16 protein-coding genes and 3 pseudogenes are annotated in these 25,365 nt (G+C 34.1%); 14 read left to right on the top strand and 5 right to left on the bottom strand.

The annotated features are described in order from the left end of the window. Positions 1 to 2: 2 nt before the first annotated feature. From gatB to H1A07_RS10580, 7 genes and pseudogenes are all read left to right on the top strand, one after another. Entirely contained in the window at positions 3 to 1,433 is a 1,431-nt protein-coding gene (gatB, locus tag H1A07_RS07315) for an Asp-tRNA(Asn)/Glu-tRNA(Gln) amidotransferase subunit GatB (protein ID WP_003648276.1), read from the top strand. Between the two features lie 23 nt (positions 1,434 to 1,456). Next, the gene (locus H1A07_RS07310) at positions 1,457 to 2,365 is read left to right on the top strand and encodes a diacylglycerol kinase (protein WP_210144831.1); all 909 of its coding nucleotides are present in this window, start codon (positions 1,457 to 1,459) and stop codon (positions 2,363 to 2,365) included. 51 nt (positions 2,366 to 2,416) lie between these two features. After that, positions 2,417 to 2,626 (top strand): hypothetical protein, encoded by a 210-nt coding sequence (locus tag H1A07_RS07305; RefSeq protein ID WP_094499456.1) that lies wholly within the window; start codon positions 2,417 to 2,419, stop codon positions 2,624 to 2,626. Positions 2,627 to 2,635: 9 nt separating this feature from the next. Continuing rightward, positions 2,636 to 3,451, top strand: coding sequence for a Cof-type HAD-IIB family hydrolase (locus tag H1A07_RS07300; protein WP_210144830.1), 816 nt, complete (start codon positions 2,636 to 2,638; stop codon positions 3,449 to 3,451). Between the two features lie 196 nt (positions 3,452 to 3,647). Further along, positions 3,648 to 4,355, top strand: coding sequence for a helix-turn-helix domain-containing protein (locus tag H1A07_RS07295; RefSeq protein WP_057718875.1), 708 nt, complete (start codon positions 3,648 to 3,650; stop codon positions 4,353 to 4,355). Continuing rightward, positions 4,322 to 5,356, top strand: a complete 1,035-nt coding sequence (locus tag H1A07_RS07290; protein ID WP_210144421.1) for an IS3 family transposase — start codon at positions 4,322 to 4,324, stop codon at positions 5,354 to 5,356. Before H1A07_RS07295 ends, H1A07_RS07290 begins: the two co-directional genes overlap by 34 nt. 341 nt (positions 5,357 to 5,697) lie before the next feature. Then, positions 5,698 to 6,822: pseudogene (locus H1A07_RS10580) on the top strand (pectate lyase-like adhesive domain-containing protein); the annotation flags it as partial. A gap of 1,208 nt (positions 6,823 to 8,030) precedes the next feature. Here the strand turns inward: H1A07_RS10580 and H1A07_RS10280 are convergent. Next, positions 8,031 to 10,727, bottom strand: a complete 2,697-nt coding sequence (locus H1A07_RS10280; protein ID WP_244974110.1) for an NEL-type E3 ubiquitin ligase domain-containing protein — start codon at positions 10,725 to 10,727, stop codon at positions 8,031 to 8,033. Between the two features lie 22 nt (positions 10,728 to 10,749). Between H1A07_RS10280 and H1A07_RS10275 the strand changes: the two genes are divergently transcribed. Both H1A07_RS10275 and H1A07_RS07280 read left to right on the top strand, forming a co-directional pair. After that, positions 10,750 to 11,091, top strand: a complete 342-nt coding sequence (locus tag H1A07_RS10275; protein WP_244974109.1) for an LPXTG cell wall anchor domain-containing protein — start codon at positions 10,750 to 10,752, stop codon at positions 11,089 to 11,091. 226 nt (positions 11,092 to 11,317) lie between these two features. Continuing rightward, a complete protein-coding gene (locus H1A07_RS07280) occupies positions 11,318 to 13,333 on the top strand; it encodes an SP_1767 family glycosyltransferase (protein WP_210144829.1) in 2,016 nt (671 codons plus the stop codon). A 10-nt stretch (positions 13,334 to 13,343) separates the two neighbouring features. Here the strand turns inward: H1A07_RS07280 and H1A07_RS07275 are convergent. Continuing rightward, positions 13,344 to 14,392: pseudogene (locus H1A07_RS07275) on the bottom strand (IS30 family transposase). A 403-nt stretch (positions 14,393 to 14,795) separates the two neighbouring features. Here H1A07_RS07275 and H1A07_RS07270 point away from each other — a divergent pair. Together H1A07_RS07270 and H1A07_RS10605 are read left to right on the top strand one after the other, a co-directional pair. Next, on the top strand, positions 14,796 to 16,814 hold the full coding sequence (locus H1A07_RS07270) for an SP_1767 family glycosyltransferase (protein ID WP_210144828.1): 2,019 nt from the start codon (positions 14,796 to 14,798) through the stop codon (positions 16,812 to 16,814). Next, positions 16,815 to 18,834: pseudogene (locus H1A07_RS10605) on the top strand (SP_1767 family glycosyltransferase). A gap of 74 nt (positions 18,835 to 18,908) precedes the next feature. On the opposite strand, the gene H1A07_RS07260 reads toward H1A07_RS10605, so the two are convergent. The 3 genes from H1A07_RS07260 to nhaC all read right to left on the bottom strand — a co-directional run bounded on the left by H1A07_RS07260 (position 18,909) and on the right by nhaC (position 22,092). Then, entirely contained in the window at positions 18,909 to 19,622 is a 714-nt protein-coding gene (locus H1A07_RS07260; protein WP_210144827.1) for a Bax inhibitor-1/YccA family protein, read from the bottom strand. Between the two features lie 61 nt (positions 19,623 to 19,683). After that, complete coding sequence (locus H1A07_RS07255; protein WP_275952026.1) at positions 19,684 to 20,565, bottom strand: SAM-dependent chlorinase/fluorinase; 882 nt, start codon at positions 20,563 to 20,565, stop codon at positions 19,684 to 19,686. Positions 20,566 to 20,715: 150 nt separating this feature from the next. Continuing rightward, on the bottom strand, positions 20,716 to 22,092 hold the full coding sequence (gene nhaC, locus H1A07_RS07250) for a Na+/H+ antiporter NhaC (RefSeq protein WP_210144826.1): 1,377 nt from the start codon (positions 22,090 to 22,092) through the stop codon (positions 20,716 to 20,718). 364 nt (positions 22,093 to 22,456) lie between these two features. Here nhaC and H1A07_RS07245 point away from each other — a divergent pair, with 364 nt between their 5' ends. From H1A07_RS07245 to rlmD, 3 genes are read left to right on the top strand one after another with little or no spacing between them, the layout of a single operon-like run. Further along, positions 22,457 to 23,161, top strand: a complete 705-nt coding sequence (locus tag H1A07_RS07245) for an ABC transporter ATP-binding protein (RefSeq protein WP_094498761.1) — start codon at positions 22,457 to 22,459, stop codon at positions 23,159 to 23,161. Continuing rightward, on the top strand, positions 23,154 to 23,837 hold the full coding sequence (locus tag H1A07_RS07240; RefSeq protein WP_210144825.1) for a lantibiotic immunity ABC transporter MutE/EpiE family permease subunit: 684 nt from the start codon (positions 23,154 to 23,156) through the stop codon (positions 23,835 to 23,837). Before H1A07_RS07245 ends, H1A07_RS07240 begins: the two co-directional genes overlap by 8 nt. A gap of 47 nt (positions 23,838 to 23,884) precedes the next feature. Beyond that, positions 23,885 to 25,231: a 23S rRNA (uracil(1939)-C(5))-methyltransferase RlmD gene (gene rlmD / locus H1A07_RS07235; RefSeq protein WP_210144824.1), complete on the top strand. Its 1,347-nt coding sequence runs from the start codon at positions 23,885 to 23,887 to the stop codon at positions 25,229 to 25,231. Positions 25,232 to 25,365: the final 134 nt, after the last annotated feature.

Here is a 25,365-nt window from a genome sequence, read left to right as displayed (position 1 = left end):
TAATGAATTTTAAATCGACTATTGGTCTAGAAGTCCACTTCGAATTAAAAACAAAGAGTAAGATTTTTTCTCCATCACCAGTTACTTATGGTGCTGAAGCAAACACTGAAACAAATGTTATCGACTGGGCTATGCCTGGTGTCTTACCTCGGTTAAATAAAGATGTTTACCGTCTTGGTATTATGGTTGCTTTAGCAACTCATTCACATATCTTGCCTGTAACTCACTTTGACCGTAAGAACTACTTCTACCCAGATAACCCTAAGGCTTACCAGATTACGCAATTCTTCCAACCACTTGCTCGAGATGGTTACATCGAAGTTGAAGTTCGCGGAAAGAAGAAGCGCATTGGTATTCACGAAATGCACATCGAAGAAGATGCTGGTAAGAACACTCACGGTGCTAACGGTTATTCATACGTTGACTTAAACCGTCAGGGGGTTCCTCTTCTTGAAGTTGTTTCTGAACCTGATATGGAAGATCCAGAAGAAGCTTACGCATACTTGACTAAATTACGTCAAATTGTTCAATTTACTGGTGCATCTGACGTTAAGATGGAAGAAGGTTCAATGCGTGTTGATACCAACATTTCTATCCGTCCTGCTGGTCAAGAAAAGCTCGGTACTAAGGTTGAAATGAAGAACTTAAACTCATTTGACCACGTAAGACGCTCTCTTGCTTATGAAGAAAAGCGTCAACAACAAGTACTTCTTTCTGGTGGCAGAGTTCAACTTTCTACTCGTCGTTTTGATGAAGCTACTGGTAAGACCGTCCTAGAGCGTGTTAAGGAAGGTGATGCAGACTACCGTTACTTCCCAGAACCAGATATTGCTCCTTACCACATTAAGCAAAGTTGGATTGATGAAATTGCAGAAAGCTTACCTGAATCACCATTTGAACGTCGCAAGCGCTACGTTGAAGAATATGGTATTAAGGAATACGATGCAGATGTTATTTTGCAAACTAAGGAATCAAGTGATTTCTACGACGCTGCAGTAGCTGCTGGTGCCGATCCAACTTTAGCTGCTAACTGGTTGAACACTCAAGTTAATGGTTACTTGAATGAAAACCAAGTTGGTATTGCAGACATTAAGTTAACCCCAGAACACTTAGCTGAAATGATCAAGATGATCAAAGATGGTACTATTTCATCCAAGATTGCTAAGAAGGTCTTCAAGGAATCTATTGAAAATGGAACTGATCCTAAGAAGTACGTTGAAGACAAGGGTATGGTTCAATTATCTGATGTTTCTGTTCTTGGACCTATGGTTACTAAGGTTGTTGACGATAATCCACAATCTGTTGAAGACTTTAAGAATGGTAAGGATCGTGCAATTGGATTCTTAGTTGGTCAAATCATGAAACAAACTCGTGGTAAGGCTAACCCTAAGGTTGTTAACCAATTGCTTAATAAGGAACTTCAAAGTCGTTAATCATTTTAGGGAGGCGAAAGGCGATGACGAAAAAGGCAAGATTAATTTATAATCCTGTTTCAGGTCATGAGCAAATGCTTCAAAATGTGGCAGATATTTTAAATGTATTAGAACAGGCTGGTTTTGAAGCCAGTGCTTTTAGAACTACGCCAGAACCTTTGTCTGCTCAAAATGAAGCAAAAAGATGTGCCCTAGCTGGCTTTGATTTACTGGTTGGCGCTGGTGGAGATGGAACAATTAACGAAGTAGTTAATGGGGTTGCTTCATTAGAAAAAAGACCAAAGCTTGCAGTTATTCCAGCTGGTACAACGAATGATTTTGCTCGAGCATTGAAGATTCCAAGAGATAATTTAGTCGATGCCGCTAAAGTAATTCTGACTGGTAAAACGCAAAAGATGGATATTGGGCGTGCTGGTAAGCAATACTTTATGAATATTGCTGCTAGTGGTTCATTAACTGAATTGACCTATGGCGTTCCTTCAGAAGTAAAGTCAGTATTAGGCTATAGTGCATATCTACTTAAAGGCGCAGAAATGTTGCCCAAAATAAGTAGCAACAAGATGCGGTTGACTTATGATAATGGTGTCTATGAGGGAGACTTATCAATGTTTCTTTTGGGGATGACTAATTCAATCGGTGGTTTTGAACGTATTATGCCTGATGCGCAATTATCTGATGGTTTGTTCCAGTTAATCGTGGTTAAAACCGCAAATCCAGTAGATGTTTTACGGTTGATGGCAATGGCCCTAAATGGAAATCATGTTAATGATCCGCAAATTATCTACACTAAGACTAAAAATTTGAAAGTAGAATTATTAGGTGAAAGTAAAGATAAGGATCCGATTCCTGTGAATCTAGATGGTGAGATTGGTGGTCATTTACCCATTGATTTTGAAAATCTAAAACAGCATATTGAATTTTATATTGGTTAATATAAAATAGAGACTAATAATTTGTTAGTCTCTATTTTTATTGGAGAAGAAATGAAAAAATTCATCCATAATTTAAGTACAGATGTTAATGGAGTTGCTGAATGGGCAATCATTTTTTACACTGTTTTTCCCTTAGTAGGCTTTATTGCTAGTCTTGTGTATTTAATAAAAAAAGAAAAAATTAAAGCTAATGCGGTGTTCTTTTATGCATTAATGGGGTTATTGATAAATGTGATTTTCTATATGATTTTTGGAAGATAGGGGTAATTTATGGCAGTAAAACTAATTGCGGTAGATTTAGATGGAACTTTACTAACTAGTGGAAATACGATTTCACCTGAAACTCTGAGAACTTTACAAGTGGCACATGGGATGGGAATTAAAGTGGTGCTTGCTTCTGGTCGCCCTCTCTCTGGAGTAATGCCTTTTGAAACTCAATTAGGACTTGAGGGGCCAGAAGAATATGCAGTTGTCTTTAACGGCGCAGTTGTACAGGACTTGTCCGGAAAAGTTCTGATGAGTCAAGAGATGAACTATCGTGATTTTGAAGTAATGCTTCGCTTGCAGAGACTTGCTCACGTGAATTTACACTTTGAAACAACTGAACGTTTTTGGACTTTAGATCGTGATCTTTCAGTACAAATGCAAATTAATGCCGCTTTAACTAATAATGAAATTAGAGTTCGTGAACGTAAAGAAATCCCACAAGATTTTACCTTTAACAAGGTTGGATTTACTTGTGCTAAAGATAGTGATCAAATTGAAAAACTATGGAATTCTATTCCATACTGGGCCTTTGAATCCTACGATATAGTTCGTAGTTTAGATAACTGTATTGAGCTAAATGGGATTGGGGCTTCAAAAGGAAATGCTTTAATGGATCTAGCTCAACGTTTAAAGATTAGTCCAGAAGAAGTCATGGTCTTTGGCGATCAAGGTAATGATGTTTCTATGTTTGAAAATCCAAGCTTTAAGAAAATTGCGATGGGAAATGCAATTGAAGATATTAAGGAAAAGGCTGATTTCGTAACCGATGATAATAATCATAATGGCATTGCAAAAGCTCTTAAAAAGTTTGTGATTTAAAAGAATTTATGAAAGCTTTTTATAAAATTAATAGATAATAAAGTACACCAATCTGAAAAATTAAAACTTAATTTGACTTAAAAAATTTTTTTAGAAAGAAAAATACTGATATATCATCTTATCGTGATGATATAGTCCTACTTTAGTAGACAGTACAAATATATAAAGTACTATCTATGAAAGTAGGACTTTTTATATGTCTAGAAAAAGTAGATTTAGCTTTGAGGTGAAGCTTAAAGCAGTTAAGCAATATTTAAACGGTGAAGAAAACTATCCATCTATTGCAAATGCTTTAGACGTTCCAGATAGCACGATACGTATGTGGGTAAAAGCATACCAAGTGGATGGTGAGGACGCATTAAAACCTCATAATCGTAATAAAAGGTATTCAAAAGAATTTAAGCTTAAGTGTGTAGCTGCTTATTTAGCAGGTGAAGGTTCCTATTTAAATCTGGCAAATAAGTTTGGTCTAAGAAGTCCTCATCAACTAAGACAATGGGTTATCAAGTATAATAGTCATCAAGAATTGCAGGATTACGATCCTACCCCGGAGGCTTATATGACTAGTAGAAGAAAGACAACCCTAGAAGAACGACAAAGTATTGTTAAATACTGCAAGAAACATAATTGGAATTATAAAGAGACGGCAATTAAGTATGACTGTAGTTATGCTCAGGTATATAACTGGTGCAAGAAGTATCAAACTAAAGGATCAAAAGGACTTAAAGACAAACGAGGCCATCGTCTAAAAGAGTCGGACCTAACTGAAACAGAAAGGCTTAAGCGTGAAGTTGAACGCCTTAAGATGCAAAACCAAATCAAAGATAGAGAAATAGCTTTCTTAAAAAAAGTGAAGGATTTAGAGAGGATGTGGTTATTGGACAACCAAAGCAAAGGCAAATAGCTCTTAGACACAGTCAAAAACAAATTCTTTATGAATTAATCAAGCAGTGCCATCAAGAATACAACTGGCCTATTGATTGGATGTGCAAACAAATTAATATTGCTCGATCGGCTTATTACAAGTGGTTGAAGCATACGCCGAGCAAACGTGAATTAAGAGATCAAAAGATTCTTGAGCGTATTAAAGCAATCGCTAAGAGCAATAATAGTCTTTTTGGTTCACCTAAGATGACATTAGCCTTAAACAATGAACTTGAAGAAGGCGAACCTAAAATCTATCGGCGAACTGTTGCACGCTTAATGTGCGTTAACTATATCTACACAAGCAAAGCTAGATTTAATAAGAAGTATCGCTACAAAGCATCTGGACCTGAGGAAACGTCTGCTAATGTGTTAAATCGTAATTTTAATGCTTCTAAGCCTAATGAAAAATGGTGTACTGACATTACTGAAGAAAAGATCCCTGGCACAGGTAAAAAGATCTATCTTTGCACTATTTTTGATCTTTATGATAGATATCCGGTTGGTTATGCTTTAAGCCAGCGTAATGATACTGCATTAGTTAATGCGGCCCTAATAGCTGCTTGGAAAAAAGAACCTGATAGTCATGCAATGCTTCACAGTGATCGTGGATTTCAGTTTACCCGTGTTCCATTTACAAACGAATTGAAAGAACATGGCATGTCACAATCAATGTCTAGGGTTGGTCGCTGTATTGATAATGGTCCTATGGAGGGGTGGCAAGGAATAATCAAAGAAATGAGATTGGTCTTATATCCAGAAATAAATAGTTACGAAGAAATGGTGCACGCTTTTAATAAGACTATTGATTATTACATAAATTACGATCCACAAGAACGGTTTGAAGGTAAAACCGCAGGAGAAGTACGAGCAGAAGCAAAACGTAATCCAAGTAAAGCCAGAGAATATAAAATCAAACAGGATAAGCGTTACAAAGATTATTGGGAAGAAATAGAAGCAAAGAAAAACCAGCCTGCATAAACAGGTTGGTTCATCAATCATTTTATATATTTTAACTGTCTACTTGACACGGTACGGATCATGACGATGATTATCAGTGTTTTTTATTTTAAATTTTTCTAGATACATATATTATTTTTAGTTTAAACTTAGTAAAAATTACATTATCGTTGATTTGTTATGTTACATGTATTACATTAGTTATGTAAAAACGTATTGATGATTATATAAATTCATTTTAATAAACGATAAAACTAGTATTTAAAAGAGATTTATTATATCAAATAAAAATAACTTGTGTATGTAATGAATTATTAATATTAATATTTGGTGTAATTTAATATGCAAATTAGGGAATAAGTATGAGAAAAGAAAATTTAAGAAAGAATCGGAAACAAGGAAATAAGTATATAGATCCTAATGAACTAAAAAATGGAGATGATCCAAACGCTTATTTTAAAGAACTGGCTGGATTAGCAGCAATTTTAGGAACTGGTATTGGTGGACCAGCTATTTTTCTAAATGATCGAGTATATGCTGCAAAAAATTCTGTTGATCCTAAATCACAAATCGTTGGCTCTGTGTCTACTAGTACTCAAATAGATGCAAATAATAAAATAAACAGTAAGTCAAAGGGAAAAGAAGTAAGTATTAGTAATTCCGAAGCACAAAGTATATCTAATTTTAATTCGAGAAGTTTATTGATATCTCAAAGCACTTCTTCTTCTTTGAAAGAATCATTAAGTCGTTCTCAAAGTACATCTACATCTTTAAAACAATCACTGAGTTATTCTCAGAGTACATCTGAACTTCACTCATTAAATAGTTCTCACGTAAAAAAAGCATCTTTGGGTTCGGAAAAAAGAAAAGTATCTCAGTCACATCTTAGAGATAGTAAAAGTTTATCAAATCATGAAAAAACAAATGAAACAGTTTCTAGTATTTCACATGACAATAATAATACTAATTTAGGAAAAACAAACTATACTAGAGTGTCCTCTAATACTATTTTGGAAAAACAAAATAGTATTAATAATGTAAATAGTCTCAGCCTAAGTAATGGACAAATTATTGAAATGGTCCCTCAAATACCAGTTGTTTTTAATAAAAATACGACTGATAGCAAAAGCCAGTCAATCAATAAATTAAATTTGAATAATGTTTTTGCTAGTGTAGACCAAGCGAATACTGGAGTTAATGAAAACACGGCTGAAGTAAGTAATGGAACTGAATTTCAAACTGCACTTAACAATTCAAATATTAGTCTTATTCGATTGACCGATAATATTGATTTAGGTCAATCTGGAATGGGAGATCTTCAAATTCCACCACGTAATCTTACTATTGAGGGTAAAGGTCACGATCTTAACTTAGGAGACAATTGTATTTGGCTTAATAACTGGCTTGATAACTCTACTTCAAGTAAAACGACGACGATTGTTAAATCTCTTAATCTTTATACAGCTAATGAGCGAGGTGGTTTTGCTCTTACTGGTTCAGGAGCAGAGACCTTAATATATGATAATGTGCATGCTACCGGCGGTGCAGCAGTTATGGCTGATACTTTTGCTTCAAGTGGCTATTTAAAAACTTTTGAAGTTCAAGGACATACTACCATTGATGGTGTAAGTTCGTACCAATATAATGGCAATACTTATTACACAAGCTCAGCTAATTTCCTTGGATATGGTACTTTAATTTATGCTGGAAATGATTTAATCGTTGATGACGATGCAAGTTTGATTATTAATAATAGTATGTCACCATATGATGTTGCAATGTTAGCAAATAATGGAGAACATGCTGTAGAAGTTGGTAAAAATGCTACTTTAGAAATCAATAATACTTATAGTGGCTATTCTGGTGGTCAGATCTGGAATAATGTTGGGAATATTGCCTTAACTAATAGCAACGGTAGGTTTATTGCTGGTGAAAATTCATACATTAACTTGAGTACTAGCGGAGCAAATATTTATTTTGCTAGTGGAAGTTCAAATAATATAGTTACCTTTAATTCTGGAACAGCCACTAAATTTTCTGGTAATCAAAATATTTACTTTGGAGGATCAGAAAATGTAGTTAACATTGATGATCCAGATTATGTAGTTTTAAATACAAGCAGTGGTACTACGTATGCTACAGATAGTAATGCTGTTGTAAATGCCACTAACACTAATGTCATAGTAACTAACGATGGTATAACTAGAGAATCAAATTATTTTACAAATAATCAAAGTAGTGTAAATGGGACTACCTATAGCGTCGGAACTACAATTGGTGAACAAAATAACGGTAAAGCATCAGTTGCTAGTGTAATGAATAATATTAATAAGAATGGAACTACTCAAGTTGAATATATGAGTGGATCAAAACATTCGGAAAGTATATCGTACTCTATAAGTACATCAGAAAGTGTTTCAACATCATTTGTAGAAAGTATTTCTAGAAGTACTAGTCAATCCTTGTCACGAAACGGTTCAAGATCTTTAAGTGAAAGTCTAAGTAACTCCGTATCACAAAGTGAGATTTTGAGTAACTCAGTAAGTCAGAGTGAAAGCTTAAGTAAGTCAGTAAGCATGAGTGAGAGCTTAAGCAACTCGGTATCAATGAGCGAGAGCTTGAGTAACTCGGTATCGATGAGTGAGAGCTTGAGTAACTCAGTAAGTATGAGTGAAAGCTTGAGTAACTCAGTAAGTCAGAGTGAAAGTTTAAGTAACTCAGTAAGCATGAGTGAGAGCTTAAGTAACTCAGTAAGTATGAGTGAAAGCTTGAGTAACTCAGTATCAATGAGTAATAGCTTATCTAACTCAGTATCGATGAGCGAGAGCTTAAGCAACTCAGTGTCGATGAGTGAGAGTTTGAGCAACTCAGTATCAATGAGTGAAAGTTTAAGCAACTCAGTAAGCATGAGCGAAAGTTTGAGTAACTCAGTAAGTATGAGTGAAAGCTTAAGCAACTCAGTAAGTATGAGTGAAAGCTTGAGTAACTCAGTATCAATGAGCGAAAGCTTAAGTAACTCAGTAAGCATGAGTGAGAGCTTGAGTAACTCAGTAAGTATGAGCGAGAGCTTGAGTAACTCAGTAAGTATGAGCGAGAGCTTAAGTAACTCAGTAAGCATGAGCGAGAGCTTATCTAACTCAGTAAGTATGAGTGAGAGCTTATCTAACTCAGTAAGCGTGAGTGAAAGCTTAAGTAACTCAGTAAGCATGAGCGAAAGCTTGAGTAACTCAGTAAGCATGAGCGAGAGCTTAAGCAACTCAGTAAGTATGAGTGAAAGCTTAAGTAACTCAGTAAGCATGAGTGAAAGCTTAAGCAACTCAGTAAGTATGAGTGACAGCCTAAGTAACTCAGTAAGTATGAGCGAGAGCTTAAGCAACTCAGTAAGTATGAGTGAGAGTTTGAGTAACTCAGTAAGTATGAGTGACAGCCTAAGTAACTCAGTAAGTATGAGCGAGAGCTTAAGCAACTCAGTGTCGATGAGTGAGAGTTTGAGCAACTCAGTATCAATGAGTGAAAGTTTAAGCAACTCAGTAAGCATGAGCGAAAGTTTGAGTAACTCAGTAAGTATGAGTGAAAGCTTAAGCAACTCCGTAAGTATGAGTGAAAGCTTGAGTAACTCAGTATCAATGAGTGAAAGCTTAAGTAACTCAGTAAGTATGAGTGAAAGCTTGAGTAACTCAGTAAGCATGAGTGAAAGCTTAAGTAATTCAGTATCAATGAGTGAAAGTCTAAGTAACTCGGTATCAATGAGTGACAGCTTGAGCAACTCAGTAAGCATGAGCGAAAGTTTAAGCAACTCAGTAAGCATGAGCGAAAGCTTAAGCAACTCAGTAAGCATGAGCGAAAGTTTGAGCAACTCGGTATCAATGAGTGAAAGTTTAAGTAACTCAGTAAGCATGAGTGAAAGCTTAAGTAACTCGGTATCAATGAGCGATAGCTTAAGTAACTCAGTAAGTATGAGTGAAAGTTTGAGTAACTCAGTATCAATGAGTAATAGCTTATCTAACTCAGTAAGTATGAGCGAGAGCTTAAGCAACTCAGTGTCGATGAGTGAGAGTTTGAGCAACTCAGTATCAATGAGTGAAAGCTTGAGTAACTCGGTATCGATGAGCGAGAGCTTAAGCAACTCAGTAAGTATGAGTGATAGCTTAAGTAATTCAGTATCAATGAGCGAAAGTCTAAGTAACTCAGTAAGTATGAGTGAAAGCTTGAGTAACTCAGTAAGCATGAGCGAGAGCTTAAGTAACTCAGTAAGTATGAGCGAAAGTTTAAGCAACTCAGTAAGTATGAGTGACAGCTTAAGCAACTCAGTAAGTATGAGTGAAAGCTTGAGTAACTCAGTAAGCATGAGCGAGAGCTTGAGTAATTCAGTAAGTATGAGTGAAAGTTTAAGTAACTCAGTAAGTATGAGTGAAAGCTTGAGTAACTCGGTATCAATGAGTGAAAGCTTAAGTAACTCGGTATCAATGAGTGACAGCTTAAGTAACTCAGTAAGTATGGGCGAAAGCTTGAGTAACTCAGTAAGCATGAGCGACAGCTTAAGTAATTCAGTAAGTATGAGTGAAAGTTTAAGCAACTCGGTATCAATGAGCGAGAGCCTAAGCAACTCAGTAAGCATGAGTGAAAGCTTGAGTAACTCAGTAAGCATGAGCGAGAGCCTAAGCAACTCAGTATCGATGAGCGACAGCTTAAGTAACTCAGTAAGTATGAGCGAAAGCTTAAGCAACTCGGTATCAATGAGTGAAAGTTTAAGCAACTCAGTAAGCATGAGCGAAAGCCTAAGCAACTCAGTAAGTATGAGCGAGAGCTTGAGCAACTCAGTAAGCATGAGTGACAGCTTAAGTAACTCAGTGTCAATGAGTGAAAGCTTGAGTAACTCAGTAAGCATGAGCGACAGCTTAAGTAATTCAGTAAGTATGAGTGAAAGTTTAAGCAACTCGGTATCAATGAGCGAGAGCCTAAGCAACTCAGTAAGCATGAGCGAAAGTTTGAGTAACTCGGTATCAATGAGCGAGAGCCTAAGCAACTCAGTAAGCATGAGTGAAAGCTTGAGTAACTCAGTATCAATGAGCGAAAGCTTGAGTAACTCAGTAAGCATGAGCGACAGCTTAAGCAACTCGGTATCAATGAGCGAGAGCCTAAGCAACTCAGTAAGCATGAGTGAAAGTTTGAGTAACTCGGTATCAATGAGTAATAGCTTAAGTAACTCAGTGTCAATGAGTGAAAGCCTAAGTAACTCAGTAAGCATGAGCGACAGCTTAAGCAACTCAGTATCAATGAGCGACAGCTTAAGTAACTCAGTGTCAATGAGTGAAAGCCTAAGTAACTCAGTAAGTATGAGTGAAAGCATAAGCAACTCAGTAAACAAGAGCGAGAGAGTCTCTGAATCCACTAGTTTCTCTACTTCTAAATCTATGGGTTCAACAAGTGTTAATGAAAGCCTAAGTACCTCGAATGTTTCAGCTTCTCAAAGTTTGATACCTTCTGAAATTCCTGCAAATTCATTAAGCAGTGAAACAGGACAAGCAACCCCAGTTACACCTATTGCTAGTGAAAAGCGTCTATCTTCAAATAGAAGAAATTCGGAATCAATTGGAATAATTAAAGTAAATAAGACTAATAGAATGGCAAAGCGGCCTCGTAACCAGAAGCTTCCACAAACGGGTACTAAAAATAATTCCGGTTTGTTAGGAATAATTGCAGCTAGCTTGGGAGCATTATTAGGGTTAAGATCCAGAAAAAATAATAAAAAATAGGTATTTAAAATGAAGAAAACACTGATAATCATCGTTAAATAAACGTTGATATATCAGTGTTTTTGCTTTTATACGGTAGAAAAGATAGGTGAAATAGACGCTTTAATTTTTCAAGGGGATAGATTATATAATTCTATTGATATGGGATAAATTTTTTATTAAAATAACATCAACTCAATAGTAGTCAAAACTAAAGTTTAATAATCGAGAAGTGAAGAGAGAAATAATGAAAACACTTGTTTTATGTGCTAATTACGATAAAATTGCTCAAGTAGAAACAATTTTGAAATCCATTTATATTAATAATGAAGGTATTAAAACTTATATTATTAATTCGGATATATCACATGAATGGTTTGTAAATATTAACCACTTTCTGGAAAACATCACCTCAGAGGTAGTTGATAAAAAAATAGACTTAAATCGTTTTAATGACTTACCAGAATTAAAAGATACTACTAGGTCAAAAATAGAGTATGGCAAATTTTTAATTCCCGAGCTAGTAGATGAAGATAAAGTGCTTTACTTAGGTAACAATACAATTATTGATCAAAATTTAGATGATCTATTTGCAATTGATGTAGAAGATAAGCCTTTGTATGCAATAATTGATTTTGTACATCCCGATAAGTTTAATATGGGTGTTATGTTTATAAATAATATCTACTGGCGCAATAACAATATTGGTAATCAATTTTTAGAACTAAGCAAAAATTATGGTCTAGTTCATGAGCAAGCTATGATTAATGATGGGTTTGGTACCAATATTGGAAAGTTGCCTGAAATTTACAATTATCAAATTGGATTTGGAGATCCTAATTTTGAATTAACAAATTCATATCTGTATTATGAAGACACTGTTGAGAGGCCTGCAATTATTCAATATGCTAGTGATAGTAGGCTAATTAGAGAAAGTTCACCTAAAAACTTAAGTAAAAAGTGGTGGAATTATCATAGTAGTGAATGGTCAGAAGTAATCAATCATCTAACTTCTAACAGACTTGAAAATAAATTTGATAAAGAAGCTATTATTTTTTTGAATTACGCAGAAAATCATGGCGCACAAGAACTAATCAGGCGCTTCCCAAATATTCATTTTAATATTGTTTCGGGACGGGCATTATATACAGGTTTAGACATTTTAACGCAAAATGGAAATGCAACCCTTTATCCTCAAATTTTAAATTACCAATTAAAGTCAATTATCGAAAAAACAGATCTTTGTTTTGATATTGGCTATGGCGATAAGGATGTCCATTTCGAAACTGCATTGAAATTGCTGGATATTCCTACTTTTGCTTTCAGGGATACTCAATATCATGAACAGAGTAATAATTGTTACGTAGCTGACAGTATGGATGAGATGATAAAACAAGTTAATGAATTACCAGCTAATAGTTCTAAGAAGTCTTTTGATGATATTTTTGATATTTCAGTTAAATCAATTGATGAAACTTTAGATGAAATAATTGAAAATAAGAAATCTGTGGTGCGAATTGGAGATGGTGAACTAGACTTGATATATCGTGAAGACATTATTTATCAACATTTTAATCCAGAGTTAGCGAAGATATTAAAAGATAGTATTCTAAATAACCATAATCCAAGGGTATTAACTTGTTTACCGGATATCTTTACTAATTTAGACAGATATAATGAAATGCGTGGTTATTATGCTGTAGGGGTGTTACCGAGATTTAGTGACTTTTTTAAAGAAATTGAAAAGACGAAGTATTCATATGGCTCGACATTTATGTCTAGAATGTATATGAGTTTCAAGGATAAGAGTAAAAGTCAACATTATTTCCATAAACTTAGGAAAATTTGGCAGAATAAGGATATTTTGATTGTGGAAGGGGAATATACTCGTTCAGGAGTAGGCAATGATCTTTTTGAAAATGTAAGATCAATTCAGCGTATAATTTGTCCTGCTGAAGATGCTTACGATGAAGTACATGAAATTGAAGAAGCGATTAGAAATAATGCTCAGAATAAGTTGATATTACTAATGTTAGGACCTACTGCCAAAGTAATTGTTAATGATTTACAAGATTTAGATAATCAGATACTTGACATTGGGCATATTGATACAGAATATGAATGGTTGAAAATGAATGCTAAATATGTAGTATCGATTGGTAAAAATAAACATATGGCAGAATCTGTAGATAAAAATCTGAATGAAGAAGATAATCCTCAGTACCAAAAAGAAATAATTACGCAAATTGCAATAATAAATTGAACACTTTTAGTTAAGCTGCTTGATAGATTAGATCTAATTCTCTTTCAAAGATTTCATCTGGTGTATGATAGGCCAGTATCTTTCTTGGCAAAGAATTGCACCAGGTTTCAATATTAATGATGTCTTGTAAAGAATAGTTAGCTATTGCTTCTCCCTTAGGAATGAATCTGCGAATAAGACCATTGTGTCTTTCAACTGTTCCCTTATCACAAGAAGTGTAAGGATGGGCATAGTAAACCAGTGTATTGGATACTTTTTCTAGGTTGGAAAGATCTGCAAACTCTGAGCCATTATCAGTGGTAATGGTTTTAAAAATATCATTCCAATGTTCGCTGTATTGCCTTTGGAGTTCTTTAAAGGCCTGCATGACACTGACAGAAGTCTTGTCAGGAATACGAAGAATTAAAAACTCACGACTCATACGCTCAGATAAGGTTAGCAGTACCTCATCATCTTTGCTCTTATGTCCGAGAACTAAATCGCATTCCCAATGACCGAATTCATTACGTTTATTGATCTCTTTAGGACGTTCTTCAATGCTTCTGCCAAGTTTTTTCTTATTTTTGCGAATACGATGAAGCTTAGTATTGCGTTTAAGCTTCTCTGGCAAGTCGTAATTATGTATATCTAATAGACCTTGGTCGACATAATTGTAAAGAGTCTTAGTACAGACAACATCTCTGCTGCTAAATGCGCCAACAGCAGTAGCACGATTACTGCACACATCAAGCGACCAGCCATCTTTAAAAAATGCTTGTGGACATAGCGCATGAATTGAGTTTTCCTGAGAAAGTCTGATTTGCGCCCACAATTTTTACGATGAGCTTGATATGCATCATGCCCTTGAGTAGCCTTATATCTTTTGACTTTGCCATGATACAGTTCTACAGTACCACGCTTAACCTCATAGCTGATAGTAGAAGGAGAACAGTTTAATTCACGGGCGATGGCACGCAAAGAATAGCCATCTTTCAAACGCAATTGAATAATAACTCTTTCCTCGAATGATAAATGCTTGCCTTTAATGTGCTGATTCATGGTAGAATGTAAAGAGTCCATTTTGACCTCCAATAGAAAGTTTTTGTGGTTATTAACATTCTATCAAACAGGTCCGAATGGACTTTTTATTTTTTATCAAGTGTTCAATTTAATTTTACAATCAGCGAAAAAGAAATAATTATGAAAATAAATAAGAAATAAAAGCTCTTAATGAGGAATCAAGTAGGGATAAGTTATCTATTTGATTCCTTTTCTTTTATATAGTGTTATCTTTGATTTTGCACTTAACTATAGCGTAGTACATTTAATTTGTTTATCTACAATCTAAAAACAGCTTTTAAGTGAATTAGAGACTTATAGATAAATAGAATATAAGTGTTATATAATATACTTTTAGTAGATAATATATTAGGCGATTCGTGAAAGTTAGATGTTTAAATATTAATAGAAATGAGTGATAAGTTTGAAAACGATAGTATTAAATGGTGATTATGGATTCTTAGATAAAATTGAAACAACAATTAAATCAATTATTTATCATAATCAAAAAGTAAAAATCTATGTTATCAATCCTGATATTCCACACGAATGGTTCATTAATTTGAATCAATATCTCAGTCAAATAGGGTCACAAATTGTAGATAAAAAAATTGATCAGGCATATTTAAATGACGTTAATTCTTCTTTTAAAGGAATTAAAAATATTGCCTTTGCGAGAATACTAATTCCTGAATTAATTAAAGAAGATAAAGTACTATATTTAGATTGTGATATAGTTGTGAATGCCAATTTAGACGAATTATTTAATATTGATTTAGAAAATAAATGGGTTTGTGGTGTGCGTGACTATCAAGTTCCTGCAGAATTTAATTCGGGAGTGTTATTGATTAATAATAAAAAGTGGAAGAAAAGTAACATAGTTTCTAGACTTTTAGAGAAAGCAAAAGATACTAATCTTCGAAATGGTGATCAAACTGTTATCAATGAAGTATTTAAAGATAAAATTGAAGAATTAGATCTATCTTATAATTACCAAATTGGTTTTGAAAAAGCAGCTTTTTGGGGAAATTTGCAAAAAACTACACAATTTCTTGATAAAGTTAAAAAACCAAAAATAATCCACTTTATTACTGAAGACAAACCATTTAACTTAGTATCAACAGTTAGTCTACGAAACAAATGGTGGCATTATAGAAGACTAGAATGGTCAGAAATTATTTCTAAATATAGTAGTTTTAATAAGAGTAAAATTAAAGATCCATCTTTTGATGGAGAGGCATTTTTGCTTACTCGTATGGCGGAGGTACAGAATATTGAACAGTTGATAAAAAAATTACCAAATATAAGATTTAACATAGCAGCCTATACCCCCATGGCTTTTCTTTTATTGAAATTAACACAATATGATAATGTGAGACTTTTCCCAACTATTGTAGGAAAAACTTTGGATAAAGAAATAAATGAAGCAGATATTTATTTAGATATTAATTATGGTCCTAAAGCTGATGAAATAATTGAAAGAATTATGAAGAAAAATATTCCAATCTTTTCCTTCGATCAAACTCAGTCTCAAAATTTGGATTATGATAATTATCATGTCTTTCGTGATAATCAAATTGATGAAATGGCAGAAGCGATTAAAGAGACGGTCAAAACTAATGCTCCAAAATATAATATTAGAGTAAAAGATATGGACGAATCATTAGACTTGATTTTGCGAGACAATAAATCTGTGATTCGCTTTGGAGATGGTGAATTTGATTTAATTAGAGGAGGTTCAATTCCCTATCAAACTTATGATTCAGAACTTGCTAATCGACTAAAAGATATTATTTTGCGGGGGCAATTTAATAATACCTTGGTTTGTCTACCAGATGTATTTACCAAACTAGAACGTTATCAAGATTTTACTCGATACTTTTATAAGACATCTTTCTTTCCAAATAATGAAAGTTTCTTAAATAAAATTGGACAGACTGGTAATTGGTATGGTTCAACTTTTATTTCAAGACCATACATTGATTTGTTTGATAAAAGTAAAAGTGCAGCATACTTTGATAAATTAAAACAACTTTGGAGTGGTCGTAATCTGCTAATCGTAGAGGGAGCACTAACGCGTTCGGGAGTGGGAAATGATTTATTCGCTAATACTAAATCAATTAAAAGAATTATTGCTCCATCAAAGAATGCGTACCAAAAGATTAGCGAAATAGAACAAATGATTCGAGAAAATGCAGAAGATAGATTGATTTTGTTGATGCTCGGGCCAACAGCTAAAGTAATTGTAGATGATTTGCAAGATTTAGAGAATCAAATCATTGATTTAGGTCATATTGATTCAGAATACGAATGGTTCAAGATGGGAGCTACTCATAAAGTTAAGCTTGAAAATAAGCATACTGCAGAATTTAATTTTGATGAAAATATTGGGTCGGTCCATGATCAAACTTATGAGGATGAGATTATTGGAGAAGTTGAATAAATGAAGATAATTGCATTAAGTGTAGATTACGGCTGGATTGATAAAGCAGAGACAACTTTAAAGTCTATCTATGCGCGTAATCAAGATATCAAAACCTATATTATTAATCCAGATATTCCTCATGAGTGGTTTATGAATATTAACCGATATTTAAAAGAGTTGAACTCAGAAGTTATCGATTTAAAAATTGATCTTAGCCGTTTTAAGGATATGCCAAATCCTGAAAATCGAATTTCTAAGATGGTGTATGGTAAATTTTTGATTCCAGAATTAATTAAAGAAGAGAAAGTGCTTTACCTAGATAGTGATGTAATTGTAGACAAAAATTTAGATCAACTTTTTGAAACTAATATTGAAGATAGGCCTCTCTATACTGTAGTCGACTATTTTAATCCTGGTCAATTTAATTCAGGAGTCTTATTAATTAATAATAGATTTTGGTATAACAACAATATTGGAAATCAATTGTTAGATTTAGGGAAGAGATATAATCTAAGTAATACTCAGGTTATGATGAATGAAGGTTTTGCGCAGAACTATGGAAAGCTAAATCCAAAATATAATTATCAAATTGGTTATGAACGCAAAAGTTACTGGAATGATAAAGATAGTTTTTATTCATTTTTTGATCATATAAAAGAACCTGCTATTATTCATTTTACTGAGCGAGATAAGCCATTTAACATTACTAATACAACTGAATTAAGAGAAAAATGGTGGGATTATCACAATCTAGAGTGGACAAAAATTATTTTCAGAAACTTTGAACTAAATAACGAGCATGATAGGGCTTTTGATGGAGAGGCCTATACATTTACGAATGTCGCTGAAGTTCATAATTTAGAAGAGCTAGTAAAAAAATTGCCTAATATTCACTTTAGTATTGCTGCGTTTACTCCAGTTGCCTTTTTATTAAGTCATTTATCTCAATATGACAATGTAACTATATATCCAAGTGTTACTGCAAAAAAACAAATTGAACTTATTAATAAGTGTACAGTTTATCTTGATATTAATTATGGTAATAAAAATAAAATGGTGCTCGATCGGATTGTACATCGCAAAGTTCCTATTTTATCTTTCATCACAATCTAAAAAGTTAGATTATGAGCACTATCAAGTATTTGAAGACGATCAAATTAATGAGATGGCTAATAGAATTCAGAAAGTAGGAAAGAGTATCACTCAACAATTCGTTCCTCAGCTTTTTAATATTCATGTCAGAGGGATGGATGAAGCGCTTGATCGACTTATTAATAAGAAAAAGTCCATTATTCGCTTTGGTGATGGAGAACTGAGCTTGATTAATGGAAAGGGGATTACCTATCAAGCATATGATGAAAATTTGTCGAGACAATTAAAACAGATACTTTTTGCTGGAGGTAATAATAAATACGATGTAGCTCTTCCAGATGTATTTGAAAGTTTAAAGAATTATGGTCAATACACAAAAGATTTTTACGAAACTAATTTCTTTTTTAACAATCAGCATCTTCTAAAAGAAATAGAAAAAACAGAAAATATTTATAGTAATACTTTTATTTCAAGACCATACATTGATCGAATTGATAAATCTAAAAGTGCACACTGGTTTGATAAACTCAAACAAATTTGGAAAGATAAAGATATCTTAATTGTTGAAGGAAATTTTACACGTTCAGGATTAGGAAACGATCTATTTGCTAATACTAAATCAATTAAAAGAATTATTGCTCCATCAAAGAATGCGTACCAAAAGATTAGCGAAATAGAACAAATGATTCGGGAAAATGCAGAAGATAGATTGATTTTGTTGATGCTCGGGCCAACAGCTAAGCTAATTGTAGATGATCTCCAAGATTTAAAGAATCAGTTAATAGATTTGGGACATATTGATTCAGAATATGAATGGTTCAAGATGGGGGCTACTCATAAAGTTAAGCTTAAAAATAAGCATACGGCCGAATTTAATTTTGATGAAAATATTGAGTCTGTTCACGATAAAACTTATGAGAATGAGATTATTGGAAAAATTGAATAATAAATAATACTAAGCAAAAAAGCTACTAAATCAAGGCTTGAATACCAAGATTTAGTAGCTTTTTATGTAGAATATTAATTTCTATCGCTAAGTCCAAAGATTTGTAAGAATTGTAAGAATAAGTTAACGAAATCTAAATAAAGAGCTAAAGCACCAGCAACTGCTAGGCCGTCAACAGAAACTTGACCATTATAGTTTTCGTAGATTTGCTTCATTCTTTGTGCATCCCAAGCAGTTAAGATAGTGAAGATGATAACTGCAATGAATGAAAAGATGTAAGAAACCATTGGATTTCTTAAGAACATGTTGATTAGCATTGCAACAATTAATCCAATTAAAGCTGCTGAAGCGTAAGAGCCAAGATTATTCAAGTTCTTCTTAGTTGTTGTACCGATAACTGCCATAGTAATGAAGACAGTTGAAGAAGCAACGAATGCAGAAGCAATACTACGACCAGTGTAAGCACCAGCAATTAGTGAAAACTCGACTCCGTAAACAATTGCCATGATCATTAACATAACAAAGCTAGCTACCGGATTTCTTGTTGCTCTAAAGCTAATCCCAAAAGTTAGTGCAAGTGGAACTAACAATAAAATCCAAGTCATTGCTGGGTTACTAGAAAATAAAGTTAAAATTTGAGTTCTAAAGACGGTCATTGTTAAGTAAGCACTCAAAGCAGACACTAAAACGGCAATTGTCATCATACCGTACATTCTGCTTAAGAATCTATTTAATCCAGTTACATCAACAATTGTACGACGTTCTGGTTCTTGTGAAAAGTTATTCATAAGCTCTCCTTCTTTCTTTTTATTAGTATATTTTAACGTATATTAAATATAAAAGAAACTTTTATACAAAGGGATTATAGAAGCGTCCAGAATTAACTTTAAAGAGCAAAATAACGACTAAAACTAGAATAAAGGCTAAGCTCGTGACTAAATAGTCTGCTAAGCTAAAACTTTCTGCAACATACCAGGTACGTTTTTTCTTTGAGCCAAAACGTCTAAGTTGCATAGCAGTACTAATTGTGTCAATTCGGTCAAGACTTGAAAAGATAAGTGGAGTAACGATGTTTAGTGTTCCATGAATTCTTTTGCCCAGGGATGCTTTTTTAGATAATTCATTACCACGCGCTTGCTGGGCAGCAGAAATTGACCAATAACTTTCTTGAATGTTAGGGATATAGCGCAAGGCTAAAGAAACGGCATAAGAGACCTTATAGCTGACGCCAATTTTATTTAAACTAGCTGCGAATTGACTAGGATTAGTCGTTAATAAAAAGAGCAGCACTAGGGGAATAGAACAGATGTATTTCAGACTAACGTTAAATAAATAAAACAATTCTTGAGCAGTCAAAGTGAAGTAACCTGCATTAATTAGGACTGTTCGTGAGTGATACAACGTTTCACCATAAGTTGGCTGAAAGATGAAGACTGCAATAATATTGATAATCGCAAAAACAATAATGAACTTAACGATAAACGATACTTGTTTCCATTTGATGCCAGCTATTTTTAATAAAATTTCTGAACCAATACCTGGGTCAACAACTGAAACAAAACTTGTACCTTTTGGCCAATACTTAATAGTTTGGTAAAGGCGATAAGAGGCAGACCAAATATCATAAGGTGGAAGCTCATGAGTTAAATCTGAAACAACGATGTGAGGGGCAACCATGTGGGCAACTCCGTGCATGATACTAACGGCCCCATCTTTTAAGCCGAAATCGATTTGTAGTACTAGAAAATGATTTGTTTTCCTTCCTCCCTTGATATGTTTTTAATTACTAATAATTTACAATGTATTAAAAGTTTCGTCAATGGGAAAATCCGTACTATTATAACTATATAAGTGTATATAGTACGGATTTTATGGTAAAAATTATTTTTTAGACTTAGGTTGCCACTTTAATCCAATTCCTGTTACTCCAGAAAGAATTGAGAAAACAGGAGAAAGTAAACTAAAGAAGGTAAATGGGATAAAGGCTAAAACTGGAACCCCCAGAGTAGAAGCAGCAAATGATCCAGCCACGCCCCAAGGGATTAAGTAGTTAATTACGCTACCTCCATCTTCTAACACACGGCTCAAGGCAAGTGGGGCAAGACCGATTCTGTCGTATGCTTGTTTAAAGGCGCGACCTGGCAAGATTACGGATAAGTATTGTTCGCCGACAAATAAGTTAATGCAGATACCGGAAAGAATAGTAGTAATTACTAAACGACCAGGCTTTTTAAGGTGTTCAACTAATGGTTCCATGGCAGTTTGAACGATATTAAACTTCATTAATAAACCACCGAGAGATAAAGTAGCAATAATTAAGCCCACAGTATCCATCATGCTAGAAATACCACCACGGGTTAGTAGGACGTTAACGGAAGCATCACTAGTTTTGGCAACGAAACCTTTCATAATTAGATTAGTTAAATCAGTAAGGGTTTGATGAGGATTTTGAATAAAAATCATAATGATAGTGACAGCGATATTTAAAAACAAAGTGGGAATAGCTGGAATCTTTCTCCATGCACAAATTAACATTAAAATAATTGGAACAATTGCCCACCAAGTAATAATGAAATTATGTTGTAAAACTGAAGCTGTATGATTAATCTTGGAAGCATCAATTGAGCCACTGTTTCCTAAGATCCAAAAAAGAATTAAAGATACTACAAATGCTGGAATCGTAGACCACATCATATTTTTAATATGGGCAAATAGTTCACTTTCTGCGACAGCAGAAGAAAGGTTAGTAGAGTCAGATAAAGGTGACATTTTATCGCCAAAGACTGCTCCAGAAATAATTGCACCAACAACAAGTGCAGGATTGGCATTCATACTGGCACCAATTCCAAAAAGAGCAATTCCAACTGTTGAAATAGTTGTAAAGCCGCTTCCGATTGCTAGACCCACGATTGAGCAAACAATGAAGACGGAAGGAACGAAGAATTGTCCACTAATTAAGTGAAAGCCAAGCACCATAATTGAAGGGATAATGCTGCCTTTGATCCATAAACCGATTAAGGCCCCGATTAAAATAAAAATAAAGATAGGAATAATGGCAACACCAATCCCTTCTTTAATTCCGTCTTGAATAGAAGTCCAGTCATTTCCTCTAAGTCTGAGCCAGAAAACTAATAAACAGACTGTGAATAGAACTGGAACTTCTGGCATTAAGCCAAATTTAATTACTGAAATACCTAAAATAATTAGGAGTAACAGTAAGATAATAATTGCTTCTGAGAAAGAAACTTTCTTTTTCATAAAAAAATCCTCCATAAAAAAAGTCCTGTTGAAATTAATCAACAGGACGCATTACCGTGGTACCACCTATTTACTGCATATTTGCAGCACTCTCATCAGGTGATAACGGCACTGATTGTGGCCAAATAAAAGATTGATCGCTGTAATTCATAACTTATGCCTGACTGGTTCGCACCTTACCACCAACTCTCTGACGCTTAACATAAGCACTACTATGACGATAATTGTTGCAGTTATGATAACAAGCTTAAAAAAAGATGTCAATGAATTTATTAATAAAAATGATTAGAATTTCGAATTATGGACTTCGAGCGGTAAAATAGATAGGTAGAGAAAAAGTATAAATATAAATTGAGGGATTAAGATGACTGATATTTTAACCACCAAAGAATTAGGGAAAAACTTCAAAAATAAACATGTTTTGAGCCGAATCAATATTCATGTTCCTGAAGGAAAAATTTACTGCATCATGGGACCGAATGGGGCTGGTAAATCAACTCTTTTGAAAATGATTAGTGGAATTGAGAAACCAACCGAAGGAGTGATTAACTTTAAGGGCGAAAACTGGAAGCGAGAAGATTTAAAAGTAATTGGTTCGTTAATCGAAGAGCCGGGCTTATTTGATAACTTAACAGTTGAAGATAATATCAAATTAAAATTAAAACTTCATCATGTTGAAAACAAAGATCAAGAACAGATTTTAAATACGCTTGGCTTTGGTGATCATAATCAAGAAAAGGTTAAAGGATTCTCAACAGGGATGCGCCAACGTCTTGGTATTGCGCTCGCTTTTATGGGAAATCCAGACTTAGTAGTTTTAGATGAACCAACAAATGGTCTTGATACGTTTGGAATTCATGAACTACGTGAATTATTAATGCTAGAAAAAAAGCAAGGTAAAACAATCATCATTGCTAGTCACAGGCTTTCTGAAATACAAAAAGTAGCTGATCGCATTGCTATCTTAGGTAATGGGGAGCTTTTACTAGAAGAAGATTATGACCAAAAGACAGATTTGGAGGACTTATTTATTTCAACTCTAGAGAAGGCAGGCGTAAAGCATGACTAATATTTTAAAAGTTGAATTTTTAAAAAACAAGCATACTATTATTCGTTTGCTTATTTGGCTTTTGCCATTAATTGCCATTTTGATGATGACTGCTGTTTTCTGGGATAATCAATATTCGGTGCAATTAATGATGGGACAATGGAGTTATTTTTGGTTAAATATGTCAATTGCTCTCGTAATCGGAATTAGTACTTATTATCAAAACCAAGCTACAAAATTCAAAGAAATTTTAACTTCGCCGCAAGATCTTTTTACTTACGAAGTTGGGCGAATTATTCATGGAATTTTACAAGCAGCTTTAATGAGCGTGATTTTCTTAGCTTTGGTAATTTGTGTACGATTCATTTTTTCAAGTAGTGAAGAAATTGTTTGGATGCTTTGCTCAGGGATTGGAATTTTCTTAACTTCCATTTGGCTAGTTCCGTTTTATTCATGGCTTTTCCGTATTACTAACTTATATTTTGCCCTAGGAATTGGATTTTTAAGTTCAATTTTGGCAATGTTTTTAAGTAGAACTTCTTGGAGTATATGGTGGCCATTTGATTGGGGAATGCTTTTAAACAATATGTGGCTTAAGGGAGACTTCGTTTTAGGATCCTGGAGTTTAATCATTTGTAGCTTGATTTTAGGATTTATTTTAAGTGTCTTTAGTGCCTATTCTTTTAAAAAGCAATAGTATTTTTTAGTAAAATAGTAGCAAGTATCTAAAAAGGAATTGAAATTATGCAAAAAAATCAAATTGTCGACTTAGAAATTACGGATTTATCTTATGAAGCAATGGGCGTTGCTCACTTAGACGGAATGACTATCTTTGTAAATAATGCTCTTCCAGGCGAAGTAGTTTCCGCTAAAATTTTAAAGGTAAAGAAGAATTTTGCCTTTGCGAAAATTGAAAAAATTAAGAAGGAAAGTCCAGATAGAATTAACGTTGAACTTCGTCAATGGGTTCAAACAGGTTTAGCCTCACTTGCTCATATTAAATATGAAAAGCAACTTGAATTTAAACGTAATCAAGTAGTGAACTTATTACATAAGGCCGACTTAGATAATATTAAGGTTGGTCAGACTTTGCCTAGTCCAGAAGAGACAGGCTATCGTAATAAGGCACAAGTGCCAGTTCGTGAAGTTCATGGCAAGCTTGATATTGGTTTCTTTAGAAAGCATTCACATGATTTAGTACCGTTAACTAATTTCTTTACCACGGATCCAGAAATTGATCGAGTTTTAATTAAAGTTCGTGATATTTTAAGAACGAATTATATACCAGCTTATGATGAAATTCACAATAAAGGTGAAGTGCGTTACCTTGATGTACGGCGCTCAAAAGCAAGTGGAGAGATTATGGTGATTTTGGTCTGCTTGCATAAGGATTTTCCACAATTGCAAAAAGTGACTAAAGAAATCAGTGAAATTAAAGGTGTTACAAGCGTAGTGTTGAACCATAATCCTAAAAAGACTAACGTGATTTTAGGTAAGAAAGATTACTTGCTGTGGGGAGAGCCTCAGATTACCGACAAAATTGGGGATGTTAGTTTTAAGATTTCACCACAAAGTTTCTTTCAAATTAATTCACTGCAAACTCCGCGCTTATATGACTTGGCAATTCAAAAGGCAGACCTCAAACCTGATGATGTAGTGATCGATGCTTATTCTGGAATTGGAACTATTGGCTTGTCAGTTGCTAAGCATGTTAAGGCAGTTCGAGGGATGGAAGTTATTAAGCCAGCTGTTGACGATGCTAACGCTAATGCAAAATTAAATGGTATTCATAATGCTGAATATGTTGTCGGAAAAGCTGAAGAAGTAATGCCACGCTGGGCTAAGGAAGGACTTAAGACTGATGTGATCTTTGTTGATCCACCAAGAAAGGGATTAACACCAGAATTTATTGATGCAGCCGTTGAAACTGATCCTAAGAAGATTGTTTATATCTCATGCAATCCGGCTACAATGATTAGAGATCTACAATTGTTCCGTGAACAGGGTTATGACTTTAACGAAATTGATCCTGTTGATATGTTCCCTCAAACTCCGCACGTTGAAGCAGTGGCGGTGCTTGAGAAGAAATAAGTAGAATTTATCAGTGAAAAGTGTACTTTTCCATAAATAATTGGAATTAGTACACTTTTTATTTTTTCCAGTGTTAGCTTGAGTACATTTACATCTTAGGCATACAATTAAAGAAAAGCAATAAAAGGAAATTC

Source organism: Lactobacillus taiwanensis (genome assembly GCF_017894345.1).
GTDB classification, from domain to species: Bacteria; Bacillota; Bacilli; order Lactobacillales; family Lactobacillaceae; genus Lactobacillus; species Lactobacillus taiwanensis.
The sequence above is the reverse complement of the archived record's forward strand: the minus strand, read 5'-3'. Positions and strand labels throughout refer to the sequence as shown.